Genomic DNA, 12,763 nt, shown 5'->3' with positions numbered 1-12,763 from the left:
ATGCTGCAAACGCCGCTGACGATCCAGAGACTGTACGACGACAATCGCGAAACCCTGCAACTGGGCTGGTTCGCCGGCTTTCCAGGCGGCGAGCGCCTGATCTCCGGCGACGTCGCTTCGGCGGCCGACCAGGTTGGCCACTTGAATACGATTCACCCTGGACGCATCCAGGTGTTCGGCCACCAGGAAATCAATTACTACCAGCGCCTCAAATCGCTGACGCGCGCCCATGTGATCGGTGAACTGATCGCAGGCGGCCCGCCGGCGCTGATCATCGCGCAAGGGCTCGAGACCCCGCCTGACATCCTGGCGATCTGCGACGAAAAGAATATCCCGCTGTTCTCCACGCCGCTGCCTGCAGCGCAGGTGATTGACTTTCTGCGCGTCTACCTGTCGAAAAAGCTGGCGCAGCGCATCATCATGCACGGCGTGTTCATGGACGTGCTGGGCGTGGGCGTGCTGATTACCGGCGACTCCGGCCTCGGCAAATCCGAGCTGGGACTTGAATTGATTTCACGTTCGCACGGCCTGGTGGCCGACGATGCGGTGGAATTCGCGCGCATCGCTCCCAACATGATCGAAGGCCGCTGCCCGCCGCTGCTGCAAAACCTGCTGGAAGTGCGCGGCCTGGGCCTGCTGGATATCAAGGCGATCTTCGGCGAGACTGCCGTGCGCCGCAAGATGCGTCTGAAGCTGATCGTGCACCTGGTGCGCCGTTCGGCGCTGGAAGAAGAGGTGGAACGCCTGCCGTTCCAGTTCCCGACCGAAGACGTGCTGGGACTTCCGATCCGCAAGGTCGTGATTCCCGTTGCAGCCGGCCGCAACATCGCGGTGCTGCTGGAGGCTGCGGTTCGCAACACCATCCTGCAACTGCGCGGCATCGACACGCTGCAGGAATTCATGGAGCGGCAACGCCAGGCCATGAGTGGGGACTAGCCCCACCCATGACTCATGTTGCTAAGGAAGCCCGCTATGCATAGCGGGCCCGTTCCGCAGGCGCCGAGCCCGCTCGGCGAAACCCCTGCTTCACCAACGACAGGCCATGTCCGGCGACTGATTCGGACTAATGGTACTATCGGTCACATGCGAATCATCCTACTCACCGGCATCTCCGGCTCCGGCAAATCCGTTGCGCTGAATGTTCTTGAAGACATCGGCTACTACTGCGTCGACAACCTGCCGCCTGCCCTGCTGCCGGACCTGATCAATCGCCTCGCAATCGAGGGAACGGATGCTTTGGCCGTCGCGGTCGACGCACGCAGCGCTTCCAGCCTTGCCAGCCTGCCCGGCGAATACCGCAAGCTGAAAGAAGACGGCCACGAGGTCAAGGTGATCTTCCTCACCGCGAATACCCACTCGCTGGTGGCGCGCTTCTCCGAAACGCGCCGCAGCCACCCGCTGTCGCACGAGCTGGCCCCTGGCGAAAATCCTGCAGCACGCCGCACGCTGATCGAATGCATCGCCGAAGAACGCGAACGCCTGTCCGCGATCCAGCAGCTTGGCCACGTGATCGATACGTCGGAAATGAGTGCCAACAAACTGCGCGCCTGGGTCAAGGACCTGGTGCACAGCGAGAACGCGCCATTGACGCTGTTCTTTGAATCGTTCGCCTTCAAGCTCGGCGTGCCGCTCGACGCCGATTTCGTGTTCGACGTGCGCGCGATTCCCAACCCGTATTACGACCTCACCTTGCGTCCGTTGAACGGCCGCGACGCACCGGTGATCGCCTTCCTCGATGCGCAGGAGAGCGCGGAGGAGATGTTCCTGGACATCAAGGGCTTCGTTACCAAATGGCTGCCGCACTTCAAGCGGGACAACCGCTCCTACCTGACGGTAGCCGTCGGCTGCACCGGCGGCCAGCACCGCTCAGTCTATATGGCCGAACGCCTGGCGCGTCACTTCGCGCCGACTGAAACCGTTGTGCTGCGCCACCGCGAGCAATCCTGATCACTCCAGGCGTAGCTGCCAGTAGCTGACGTCGATCCACCGGCCGAACTTGCGGCCGACTTCCTTGAACGCGCCGACAGGCTGGAAGCCCATCTTCTCATGCAGGCCAACGCTGGCTTCATTCGGCAGCGCCACGCCGCCGATCACCAGGTGCACGCCGCTCTGGCGCAGCAAGTTGAACAAATGCTGGTACAACTTGCGCGCAAAGCCTTTGCCACGCACTTCCTGGTGCAGGTAGATGGAGCTTTCGACCGAGAAGCGATAAGCGGAGCGCTCCTTCCATTTGCTGGCGTAGGCGTAGCCCAGGATCTTGCCGTCCTGCTCCAGCACCAGCCAGGGCAGCTTCGATGAAATCACTTTCGTGATTCGGCCGGCCATGTCGTCGACACCGACTTCGGCCTCTTCGAAAGTAATGGTGGTGGATGAAACGTAGTGGTTGTAGATTGCAGCGATGGCAGCAGCATCGGCCGGGTGGGCTGAGCGTATGTTGGTCATGAGCGCTTGGGTGAAGTTTGATGACCCAAGCGTTACAGCAAGATGCGGGCCAGCCGCCGGCCGGCCGCGTGCACCAAATTAATCCAGCCAGTGCACCACTTCGATCGTATGCTGGTCAGGATCGGTGATCATCGTCCCAAAATAGCGCTCGTTGACGTCGGGACGCAGGCCCGGCTTGCGCACAGAAGCGGCGCCTTGCGCCATGGCGTTGGCATGGAAGGCGTGCGTTGCCAGCTGCGACGGCGCTTTGATGGCAATGTGCCCGCGCTGGCCCACCAGCGGCGCATCGCCTTGCGCCGGGTAGATTGCAAAGGCCCAGTGGCCGTCGGCGCCGAAGATGGCCTGGCCTTCGTCTTCGTGCTGCACGCTGTAGCCAAGCGGCTCCAGGCAGGCTTTGTAGAATTCCACTGCACGTGGCAGGTCGCGGGTGGCAATGGATACGTGGTCAATCATGATGCTCTCCTTTCAAACAACGAGCGATCATCATAGGCAGTCCAGGCGAAACGATTTCCCGATTACCTCTATAGCGGTGAGAAATTTTCTCACTTGGCGATATGCTAACATTCGCCGATATGAAGAAATCAACTCCTATCCTCATCCTGCTTGCGATGCTGGCCCTGACTCCTGCAGTGCAGGCAGCTGGACAGCATCACAAATACAATCTGGACTGGCCACGTGCAGGCGAAGTCCTGACCTACCAATCCTGCGGCTGTGCCGACTCGTGCTGGACTGCGGAACTCAAGCAGGGCAAGCAGCTCAAGGCTCGCCTGCGTTGCGATTGCGAGAAGCTTTACTTCACCAAAGAGGGTGGCCAAGAGCAAAGAGTCGCGGACAGCTGCGAAGAGTTCAACGTTGAAGGCAAGATGGATCTGATCCCGCAACGCATGAGGGAGTTGAAGGAAAAATGAGCTTGCTCGTCTTGCTGGCCGCAGCGGCTGCCGGTTCTGCGCCCGTCGATCCCGATCCGGCCTGGCGCTGCACGGCGCAGCACTATGGCGCCTTCGTTTCGCCATCCGGAACCGCGGCCAAATGGCCGGTGCTGAAGGCCTTGCCGGAGCGCTTGCGCAAGAAGAGGTCCATGCTGCTCAACACAGCGGGCGCCTATGCGGGCGGCAAGTCGCATGTCATGTACGTTGATGTCAAAGCCGGCAGCGCTTACGTCGAGCAGTCCGCGGGCACGCTGGATTCCATCGTGATCTTCGGCCCACTGCCAAAGATCGCCTGCGCGGATCCTGCGGCAACCGATATCCTCGATCTCGCGCACTTCTTCATGGACACCTATGCAGAAGACCTCACCGCCGGCGATCGCAAGGCGCTGGCCAACCGCTATTCCCGGCGCGGCACCATTTTCATTGGCGGAGAATGGAAAGAAGAAATTGGTTTTGACAAGCTTTCCAACGAATACGCGAAAAGCTGGAAGCCGCCTGTCACGTTCCGTTGGCAAGGCCTGGCATACGAAAAACTCGGTGACCAGTCGGTAATGGTCACCGGCGGTGTCGCACGGAGCGACCAGGCTGGCCTCGAGACCACGTCCCATTCATACGCCGTTCTGCTGATCAAGGAAGACGGAGAACTGCGCATCCGCATGGAAAGCGGCGCGCCTCCGGCCCGGCCGCAGCTCAGCCGCCGGTAACAATTAAAAACAAATCAACGCCTGCTTTTTGATCTATCATCTGCATATGGCGATCTCATTACTGCTTGCAGCAGCGCTGGGCGCTGCACCTCCCGAGCCGGAACCAATCTGGCGCTGCACGGCTGCGCACTACGCCGGCTTCGTGTCGCCTTCCGGCACCCGCGAAAAGTGGCCTACGGTACCGAAGCTGCCGGAGAAGTTGCGCGACACGCGACACATGACGCTGAATTCACCTGGCATGCTGCCAGGCGGTCGCGCCCACATGATGTATGTGGACAGCGCGGCCAACGTCGTCTACATCCTGCAGACTTCCGGCCCGGCTGACTCCGAGGTCGTATTCGGCCCGTTGCCTCCGGTCGACTGTCCCAAAGAGTAATGGATGCCTCCTTCTATTTGGCAGTCAGAGAGCGAATCCCGACACTAGTCCAGAAGACTGGCCGCAAATACCTCGACGTTTCGTTTTTGGTGAACCTGTTCTGCCAGGTGCCGCTTTAATTTCCTCTGCACCATGCCCACCATCCTTACCCACCCAGCGATTCCGCTGGCACTCGGTGTCGTACTTGGCCCGGACCGCATTTCACGCCGGCTGCTGTTCGCAGGCATGGTTGCGGCAATCGTGCCTGACATGGACGTCATCGCTTTCAAGCTCGGCATCGAATACGCGAACCAGCTTGGCCACCGCGGGGCATCGCATTCGATCGCGTTTGCACTTGCATTGGGAATGCTGGCTGCACTGGCCGCACCGTGGCTGCACGCGAAACGATGGGTGACGATGGCGTTCGTGTCGGTTGCCTGCGTTTCGCATCCCTTGCTCGACATGCTGACAACCGGCGGCCTCGGTGCCGCCATCTGGTGGCCATTCTCCGATCAGCGGCATTTCTTCCCGGTCCAGTTTATCCGCGTATCGCCATTGACAATGGGGCGCTTCCTGGGCCCCGCCGGCTTGACAGTAATTAAATCTGAACTCCTATGGGTTTGGCTGCCCTGCCTATCCACGATGGTGGCCGCCTATGCCATACGCAACAACATCGCTCGCGACCGACTGGAGTAAAGGTCCGCGACACAAAGGAAACTCAAACGATGGCAACTGAACCTGTTTCGCTATTCGCTCAGGAAATAAACCCTGGGCTAGTAATCGAAGTCCTGAAGAAATTGAATGCAAAGTTCAAAGTCACGGGCACCGACGACGCGTGGAGCGAAATCGAAGTGACGACCGGCGGATGGCTGAAGAAGAAGCGGCTGAAAATCACTCACGATCCAGCCTATTACAGCGGACAAGCGTGGGAGGACCAGATGGCCGGAATGCGCGGCTATTTCGCCCGCTTCCCGCACGCCCCTGCACAGGCAAGAATACTCGCCCTGACCGAAAAATTCGGCTTCGCGCTTGGCACAATCTGCGAGCCCGGCGCAGAGGCCGACGACGAAAGGTACGAGGTTATTTCGGTAATCGCAGAAGCCCTCGATGCAGTCTGGTTCACTCCCTCATCCATGCGGGATTCAAACGGAAGGGTGCTGTATGGCGAGGATTTGTCTGCATCGGATCCCCAGGCCAAATGGCCGAAATACACGCCCATCACGGCTCCATCCGGTGCAGGCAACAACAACGCACTGAAACTGAAGCAGCGCGTTTTCAGCGAGCTTATGGCACTCGGCTTTCAGCCCGCGAACTCCTTGCCCCTTCCCGACCTGGGTATCACGCTGCGCGATAAGCAGGAGCTGTGCAAACGCCTGATGGCGCTGCAAGCCGTATTTGCCTGGGCAGCAATGCCTGTACGCCTGGCCGACACTGCACAACTACAGGGCTATATCGAGCGAAACGACCTGCGCGCCGCGATGACGGAGAGCGAACTTGCATTGATCGATCTGCCGCGCCAGGAATCCCAAGCGCTACATGACCAGACTGTCGGCTGGAGGCTGGAGAATATGTGGGCGCTGGCGTGGATCGTTGGCTTTGCGCAGGTGCCGACGCTGGATGCCAGCCAAATCTCCGACGAAGTCATCGAGGCGATGTTGTTTGACTTCCTGCCCGCCTGGGACGGCAATCTCGCCGACTTCGCGGCGGGCGCTTCATTGAGAGCGGCTGGCGAGGTCATTTTCATGGAATACAAATTCTACTGCGCGCATAACGCTGTCAGGAGCGCGCAAATGGGGGGCATGACCGTGCCCAAAGACTTCGATCCGATAGCGCACGGCGGAGCCGTTCATGAGCGCCGCCATTCGTTCACCTGGGCATTGGCGCCAGGAGATGACTGGGACGACACTGACCTAAGCACATGAGCGCCAGGGAGTAAGCATGCCGTAAGCCGTCCGTGAAACTATTGCCGGCCAATATTTTCAAGGATGAATTGATGCGACAACACACCCGGCGGCTGCTTCCGATCAGTATCTTCTGCCTGGCGCTGGCGACGATGAGCGGATGCGGCGGCGGAAGCAGTTCGGATACGCCGCCGCCTGCAAGCGCACCAGCCGCCTACTGGAAACCTGCGTTGGGCGATACCTGGCAGTGGCAGTTGAAAGGGACGGTCAATACCGCCTATGCGGCAACCGTGTACGATATCGATCTGTTCGATACAGCGCCTGCTACCGTCCAGGCATTGAAGGCGAGCGGCAAGAAAGTGGTCTGCTATTTTTCAGCCGGCAGCTCCGAAAATTGGCGTCCCGACTTTTCCGGCTTTGCGCCAGCCGACATGGGCAAGGACCTGCAAGGATGGGCAGGGGAGCGATGGCTCGACACGCGCTCGGCAACTGTGCGGAAGATCATGCTTGCGCGGTTGGACCTGGCAGTCTCCAAGGGATGCAATGGCGTTGAAGCAGACAACGTGGACGGCTATGCGAACAACAGCGGCTTCGCCCTTACCGCCGCCACGCAGCTCGATTACAACCGATTCCTGGCACGCGAAGCGCACCGCCGGGGAATGTCCATTGCATTGAAAAACGATACGGATCAGTTGAAGGACCTGGTAGGCGATTTCGATTTTGCCGTCAACGAACAATGCCATGAGTTCGCCGAATGCGAGGGCTACCAGGCTTTCATCGCCAGCGGCAAGCCGGTATTCAATGCGGAGTATGCTGCGCCATACAGCAGCGATCCCGCAGCGCGCGCCAAGCTGTGCGCCGATGCCAACGCCCGCAAGTTCCATACGCTGGTGCTGCCGCTCGCGCTGGACGACAGCCTGCGCTACAGCTGCGAGCCGTGACTACAGCGTCAGCTTGGTCTCGAACTTGGAGCAGTTCATCGCGAACAGGCTCTTGACGTTGATGACGTTGTGGTGCGAGGTGAAGACGCGCCGCGTGAAGGCGCTGTACTCTTCCATCGACTCCACCGTGACGATCAGGTGGAAGTCAAACTCGCCGGCCACTTCGTAGCAGGACATCACCTCGGGCTCGGAACGCATGCGGTGTTCGAACTGCTTGAGGATGTCGGTATTCTGCTTCTCCAGTTCGACCGACACGAATACCGTCAGCGGCCGCCCGGCGAGCGCGCGGTCAACCAGCGCGACAGCCTTGACCAGCACGCCGTCGTTGCGCAGCCTTTCGATGCGGCGCTGGCAGGTCGCGACCGACGAATGCAAGCGCTCCGCGATCTCGCGCAACGGCGTGCTGGCATCTTCTTGCAGGATATTCAGGATGCCCCGGTCGATCCGGTCCAGATCCCTCATGCGAGGTGGCGCAAGGGGTGCGCCCAGGCCGGCCAGCATGGTTCGAAGAAGCGCTCCACCATGGCGGGCGTCACTTCGGCCAGCGTTGCGGGATTCCACTGCGGCTGGTTGTCCTTGTCGATCACCAGGGCGCGTACGCCCTCGAAAATCTCGCCGTGTTCGAAGTTGCGGCGCACCAGGTTGCGCTCCATGCGCAAGCAGTCGGACACGCCCAGCGACGCGCCGCGCTTCAGCAGCTCGTGGGTCACGCTCATCATCAGCGGCGAGCGCAATTCCATTGCCTTCAGCGATTTCTGCGCGAAAGGCGTGCTGTCGCCTCGCAGCGAATCCATGATGGCGGGTACCGAGCCCGCCGAGAAATGCTGATCGATCAGGGCACGCTGCGCTTCCAGTTCGCTGTCGCCGGCGAAGGCGTTGTGCGGGCCGGCAAAGACCGCGACAGCATCGCGCAACGATTTGCCGGGCGTCGACTCGAACAGCTTGGCCAGTCCGGCCAGTTCAGTTTCCGGCACGAAGTAGTCAGCCAGGTCGAGGTAGAGCGCATCCGCGGCGCCGACCGTCAGCCCGGTGAGGCCGAGCCACATGCCAAGCTGGCCCGGCGCATGCGACAGGAAGTGACTGCCGCCCACGTCGGGAAACAGGCCGATGTTCACCTCGGGCATCGCCATCCTGGTACGGCCCGTGACGATGCGCACGCCGCACTCCGGCCCGCCCTGCGCGATGCCCATGCCGCCGCCCATCACCACGCCATCCATCAGCGCCACATAAGGCTTGGGGTAGAAATGGATTAAATGGTTCAGCGCATATTCTTCGGTGAAGAAGTCCTCCAGCAGCGCGCTGCCGCCTTGCGTATTGCCGCGGCCGACGTCGTGGAAGAAGCGGATATCGCCGCCTGCGCACAGCGCGCGTTCGCTGCTGCTGCGCACCACGACCGCCGCCACCGACGCATCGTCGCGCCATGCCAGCAGCGCCTGCGTCATCGCGCGCACCATGTCGAGGGACAGTGAATTGAGGGTCTTGGGGCGGTCCAGCGTGATGAAGCCGGTACCGTTGGAGAGTTGGGTGTGTACGTGTTCGCTCATGCAAATATTCTAACGCACACTGGTCGCAAAAAAGGGCGCCAATTGCGCCCTTTGGTGTGCTGCACGGCCAGTCCTTTACATGGCGGTGGGTGGTGCCTCATACGTATCCGGGAAATGCTTGATGGCCGCATGACTGTGGTTCTGCACACGGTCCTTGTATTTCATGACCTGGCGATCCAGTTTATCAATCAGGGTATCGATGGCGGCGTAAAGGTCTTGCGACAGGCTTTCGACGTAAACAGTTTTGCCAGACATGCGCAGGTTGATTTCGGCTTTCTGGCGTTTCTCTTTCTCGGTGAGGTTATCTACAGTCAGGATGACAGCAATATCGATTACTTGATCGAAATGGCGCTTGACTCGTTCCAGCTTGTTCTGCACGTACTCGCGAATGGCTGGGGTCACTTCGACATGATGTCCACTGATGGTGAGATTCATACACACTCCTAAAGATGATGTCGCTCTCGAGTTCGTGCACGCCGAAACGCACAGAGGAACCCATGCACTGCACTACAACGATTTGCGGAGGCTAACTGGAGGGATCTTCAACGCTTCTCGATATTTGGCAACAGTCCGTCGCGCAATCACCATGCCTTGTTCACCCAGCATGTCCGCAATCTTACTGTCGGATAAAGGATTTTTCGGGTCTTCTGCTCCTGTCAATTGCACGATCAGTGCCCGTATCGCAGTCGAGGAAGCCTCCCCCCCGGCTTCGGTCGCGACGTGGCTACCAAAGAAATATTTCAACTCAAACATGCCATGCGGGGTGAGCATATATTTTTGAGTTGTTACGCGAGAAATAGTGCTCTCGTGTAGTCCCAGTGTATCAGCAATTTCACGCAACACAAGGGGTCTCATGGCCACTGCGCCATGACTGAAAAAGTTCTTTTGTCTTTCTACTATCGCTTCCGCGACGCGCAGGATCGTGTCGAAGCGCTGGCGCATATTCTTGATCAACCACTTGGCCTCCTGCAGCTGGCCATTCATCTGCGACTCGCTCTTGCCTTGCTTGAGCAGGTTGGCATACAGCGCGTTCACGCGCAGGCGCGGCACCACGTCGTTGTTCAGGGTGACGATCCAGCCGCCGCGGCCCTTTTTCACGATCACGTCCGGCACCACGTAGTCTGACTCGCCTGACGCAAATTCGGCGCCCGGATGCGGGTTGCACTGGCGGATCACGCACTGTGCTTCGCGCAAGTCTTCATCGTCGCAGTCGAGCGCTTTCTTCAGCTTGGTGAACTCGCGCTGGGCGAACCAGGTCAGGTGCTTCTCGACGATGGTCAGCGCCATGCGGCGCGTCACCAGCGGCACGCCGGGCATGCGCCTGATCTGCAGCGCCAGGCATTCGGAGGCATTGCGTGCGGCGACGCCGGGCGGATCGAAGCTTTGCAGCAGCACCAGGCTGCAGCGCAGGTCGTCCAGTTCGATTTCCAGCTCGGGCGGCAGGCGCTCGTGGATTTCTTCCAGCGGCTCTTCCAGGTAGCCGTTCTCGTCCAGCGCATCGATGATCAGTTCCATCAGCGCGCGGTCGCGCGGCTCCTGCACGGTGACGCGCATCTGCTCGAGCAGGTGTTCGCGCAGCGTGCAGCCGGAAGCTTCCAGTTGCGGGCGGCTGTCTTCGTCGTCGGCGGATTTGCTGCCGGCGCTGGCGCTCCAGTCGGCGTCGTCGCTGCCGTTGCCGGCTTCATGGTCGCCGCCTTCATAGGTATCGCTTTCGCCGGCAGCGGCCGGGGCTTCGCCGCCCTCGCCTTGCGGGCCTTCAGCCGAAGGCGTGGCGGGAGCTTCGGTGCCATTGCCGTTGCCCTGGCTGATGGCGCCATCGGCCAGCAGCCGTACCGAGTGGTCGAGCGGGTCGTCAAGGCGCTCCAGCATGGGATTGTCGCCAAGCAGCTGTTCCAACTCCTGGTGCAGCTCCAGCGTGGACAGCTGCAGCAGGCGGATGGATTGTTGCAGCTGCGGCGTCAGCGCCAGGTGTTGCGAGGTTCGCAGTTGCAGTGTTTGTTTCATGGCCTTCGTTTACATGCGGAAGTGTTCGCCGAGGTAGACGCGGCGAACGGATTCGTTGGCAATGATGTCGTCCGGGCGGCCCGAGGCCAGCACGGCGCCCTGGTTGATGATGTAGGCGCGGTCGCAAATGCCGAGGGTCTCACGCACATTATGGTCGGTGATCAGCACACCGATATTGCGCTCCTTCAGGAAACGCACAATACGTTGGATTTCGATCACGGCGATCGGATCCACGCCGGCAAACGGTTCGTCGAGCAACACGAAGCGCGGGTTGGTGGCCAGGGCGCGCGCAATTTCCACGCGGCGGCGCTCGCCACCCGACAGCGACAGGGCCGGGTTCTCGCGCAGCTTCTCGATTTGCAAGTCGGCCAGCAGCGATTCCAGGCGCTGCTTGATTTCCGCCTTGGGCAGAGGCTTGCCGTCCACCTTCTGCAGTTCCAGTACGGCACGAATGTTTTCTTCCACCGTCAGCTTGCGGAACACCGAAGCTTCCTGCGGCAGGTAGGACAGGCCCAGCGTGGCGCGCTTGTGGATCGGCAGGCTCGACACGTCGGTGCCGCCGATATCGATGGTGCCTGCATCGGAAGCCACCAGGCCGACGATCATGTAGAAAGAGGTAGTCTTGCCGGCACCGTTGGGACCGAGCAGGCCGACCACTTCACCGCAATCGACTTGCAGCGAAACGTCGTGCACCACCTGTCGCTTGCCATAGGTTTTCTGGAGGCCGCGCACGACCAGCGTGCTGGCGCAGTTATTTGCTTGCATGCTTACTTCTTCTCCGTCGGCGTCGCTGGGGGTTCGGTACGGGTCGGCTGGATCACCATGGTGCCGCGACCGCCGCCGGGCTTGCTCTCCCCGCTGGCCGAATTGCGCACGCTGAAAAATTCCTTGCGGCTGTCGTAAGAAATGAACTCACCCTGCACTTCGTCGTTCTGCTTGCCGCCTTCCAGGCGGCGGATGGTGGCCTTGTTGAACATCTTCACCAGTTCAACCTGTTCCTCGTATTCGATGCGGTCGGCATCGCCTTCCACCCACTGGTCGCCGGCGCCGTCGCGCTTCTGGCGGAAGGTGGCTTTCTTGCCGTCGCCAAACAGCGTCACTTGCTGGAAGCCCTCCGGCGTCTGCTTGACGTAGGCGCGCTCGGCCGTCATGGTCAGGGTGCCGCGGGTCAGCTTGACGCCGCCCAGCAGGATGGTGACCTGCTTGACGTCGTCGATGTCCATCGAGCCGTAGCTGATGTTGGTCGGCTTGTAGGAGTCGGCTTTCTCGGCCAGCGCCGGAGCGGCGACTCCCAGCAGCAAGGCTGCCGACAAGAGTAGTCGTTTCATGTTCATTCCTCAGTTATTGGTCCGCGGCCTTGGGCGGAATCTGCAGCGTGCCGTTGCCGGCCAGGTGCATTTCGCGCGTCGCATTATTGGCGCGCATGCTGTTGGCCGCAGCAGTCGTATCCCCCAGCCGCAGTTTCACCGGATGATCGGTTTCCATGCGGTCTTCGTCCGGGAAGATCACCAGCTTGTCCGATTCCAGGTGCAGCAGTTGCGATTGCGGCGATGCCGCGCGGTCGATCGTCACGCTGCCGTTCAGGGTGACGCGGCTGTTGGTGTCGTCCACGCGCGCCGTATTCGCCACGATCTCCATCGGCGGCTTCTCGCCGGCCAGGCTGTGCACGCGCGGATTGTCGATCTCGGACGAATCGTCGACCGGGCGGTGGGTCAGCTTGTCGCCGGCAATGATATAGCTTGGCTTGCCATCCTTGGTCATGCGCACGAAGGAGAAGTTATGGATGATGTAATCCGGCTCGTTCATGCGCTTGTCGGCCTGCATCTGTTCGTCCGCGCGGTTCAGCAGCTCGAGCAGGTAGAAGCTGCCAAGCGCCGCCAGCAGCACGAAGATCATGCCGATCGACAGGCGGAAGCGGTGGGCGGTCCTCTGGTTACGCATCG

Annotated in this window: 17 protein-coding genes; 8 read left to right on the top strand and 9 right to left on the bottom strand. The window is 60.6% G+C overall.

Features of this window, described 5'->3' with window-relative positions; translation table 11 throughout:
* Complete coding sequence (gene hprK / locus ACN9MY_RS04695) at window positions 1–936, top strand: HPr(Ser) kinase/phosphatase (protein WP_028101576.1); 936 nt, start codon at window positions 1–3, stop codon at window positions 934–936.
* 147 nt (window positions 937–1,083) lie between these two features.
* Window positions 1,084–1,947 carry an RNase adapter RapZ gene (rapZ, locus tag ACN9MY_RS04690; RefSeq protein WP_426167920.1) on the top strand — a complete coding sequence of 288 codons (864 nt, stop codon included), beginning with the start codon at window positions 1,084–1,086 and terminating at the stop codon, window positions 1,945–1,947.
* On the opposite strand, the gene ACN9MY_RS04685 is transcribed toward rapZ, so the two are convergent.
* Entirely contained in the window at window positions 1,948–2,442 is a 495-nt protein-coding gene (locus ACN9MY_RS04685; RefSeq protein ID WP_426167918.1) for an arsinothricin resistance N-acetyltransferase ArsN1 family B, read from the bottom strand.
* Between the two features lie 78 nt (window positions 2,443–2,520).
* Window positions 2,521–2,895: a VOC family protein gene (locus ACN9MY_RS04680; protein WP_426320797.1), complete on the bottom strand. Its 375-nt coding sequence runs from the start codon at window positions 2,893–2,895 to the stop codon at window positions 2,521–2,523.
* A 101-nt stretch (window positions 2,896–2,996) separates the two neighbouring features.
* On the opposite strand from ACN9MY_RS04680, the gene ACN9MY_RS04675 reads away from it, so the two are divergent.
* The 6 genes from ACN9MY_RS04675 (at window position 2,997) to ACN9MY_RS04650 (ending at window position 7,272) form a co-directional block, all read left to right on the top strand.
* The gene (locus ACN9MY_RS04675; protein WP_426167914.1) at window positions 2,997–3,350 is read left to right on the top strand and encodes a hypothetical protein; all 354 of its coding nucleotides are present in this window, start codon (window positions 2,997–2,999) and stop codon (window positions 3,348–3,350) included.
* Window positions 3,347–4,075, top strand: a complete 729-nt coding sequence (locus ACN9MY_RS04670; protein ID WP_426336886.1) for a hypothetical protein — start codon at window positions 3,347–3,349, stop codon at window positions 4,073–4,075. The genes ACN9MY_RS04675 and ACN9MY_RS04670 overlap by 4 nt, the downstream gene beginning before the upstream one ends.
* 46 nt (window positions 4,076–4,121) lie before the next feature.
* Window positions 4,122–4,451, top strand: a complete 330-nt coding sequence (locus ACN9MY_RS04665) for a hypothetical protein (protein WP_426167910.1) — start codon at window positions 4,122–4,124, stop codon at window positions 4,449–4,451.
* 132 nt (window positions 4,452–4,583) lie between these two features.
* The gene (locus ACN9MY_RS04660; RefSeq protein WP_426320793.1) at window positions 4,584–5,126 is read left to right on the top strand and encodes a metal-dependent hydrolase; all 543 of its coding nucleotides are present in this window, start codon (window positions 4,584–4,586) and stop codon (window positions 5,124–5,126) included.
* A gap of 29 nt (window positions 5,127–5,155) precedes the next feature.
* A complete protein-coding gene (locus ACN9MY_RS04655; protein WP_426336885.1) occupies window positions 5,156–6,352 on the top strand; it encodes a DUF4272 domain-containing protein in 1,197 nt (398 codons plus the stop codon).
* A 71-nt stretch (window positions 6,353–6,423) separates the two neighbouring features.
* The gene (locus ACN9MY_RS04650; RefSeq protein ID WP_426320789.1) at window positions 6,424–7,272 is read left to right on the top strand and encodes an endo alpha-1,4 polygalactosaminidase; all 849 of its coding nucleotides are present in this window, start codon (window positions 6,424–6,426) and stop codon (window positions 7,270–7,272) included.
* On the opposite strand, the gene ACN9MY_RS04645 is transcribed toward ACN9MY_RS04650, so the two are convergent.
* From ACN9MY_RS04645 to lptC, 7 genes are all read right to left on the bottom strand, one after another.
* Window positions 7,273–7,734, bottom strand: a complete 462-nt coding sequence (locus ACN9MY_RS04645; RefSeq protein ID WP_426336884.1) for an Lrp/AsnC family transcriptional regulator — start codon at window positions 7,732–7,734, stop codon at window positions 7,273–7,275. It abuts the gene before it with no gap.
* The gene (locus ACN9MY_RS04640; protein ID WP_426336883.1) at window positions 7,731–8,816 is read right to left on the bottom strand and encodes an enoyl-CoA hydratase/isomerase family protein; all 1,086 of its coding nucleotides are present in this window, start codon (window positions 8,814–8,816) and stop codon (window positions 7,731–7,733) included. The genes ACN9MY_RS04645 and ACN9MY_RS04640 overlap by 4 nt, the downstream gene beginning before the upstream one ends.
* Window positions 8,817–8,891: 75 nt before the next feature.
* A complete protein-coding gene (gene hpf, locus ACN9MY_RS04635; protein ID WP_426167899.1) occupies window positions 8,892–9,251 on the bottom strand; it encodes a ribosome hibernation-promoting factor, HPF/YfiA family in 360 nt (119 codons plus the stop codon).
* 72 nt (window positions 9,252–9,323) lie between these two features.
* Complete coding sequence (locus ACN9MY_RS04630; RefSeq protein ID WP_426167897.1) at window positions 9,324–10,820, bottom strand: RNA polymerase factor sigma-54; 1,497 nt, start codon at window positions 10,818–10,820, stop codon at window positions 9,324–9,326.
* A gap of 9 nt (window positions 10,821–10,829) precedes the next feature.
* Window positions 10,830–11,585 (bottom strand): LPS export ABC transporter ATP-binding protein, encoded by a 756-nt coding sequence (gene lptB, locus ACN9MY_RS04625; RefSeq protein ID WP_426167895.1) that lies wholly within the window; start codon window positions 11,583–11,585, stop codon window positions 10,830–10,832.
* 2 nt (window positions 11,586–11,587) lie between these two features.
* Window positions 11,588–12,148 carry a lipopolysaccharide transport periplasmic protein LptA gene (lptA, locus tag ACN9MY_RS04620; protein ID WP_426167893.1) on the bottom strand — a complete coding sequence of 187 codons (561 nt, stop codon included), beginning with the start codon at window positions 12,146–12,148 and terminating at the stop codon, window positions 11,588–11,590.
* A 13-nt stretch (window positions 12,149–12,161) separates the two neighbouring features.
* Window positions 12,162–12,761 carry an LPS export ABC transporter periplasmic protein LptC gene (gene lptC / locus ACN9MY_RS04615; protein WP_426336882.1) on the bottom strand — a complete coding sequence of 200 codons (600 nt, stop codon included), beginning with the start codon at window positions 12,759–12,761 and terminating at the stop codon, window positions 12,162–12,164.
* Window positions 12,762–12,763 lie beyond the last annotated feature (2 nt).

Source organism: Pseudoduganella sp. R-31 (assembly GCF_049913235.1).
Taxonomy (GTDB): domain Bacteria; phylum Pseudomonadota; class Gammaproteobacteria; order Burkholderiales; family Burkholderiaceae_D; genus Rugamonas.
Note: the sequence above shows the minus strand (reverse complement) of the source record. Positions and strands in the feature narration are given on the sequence as shown.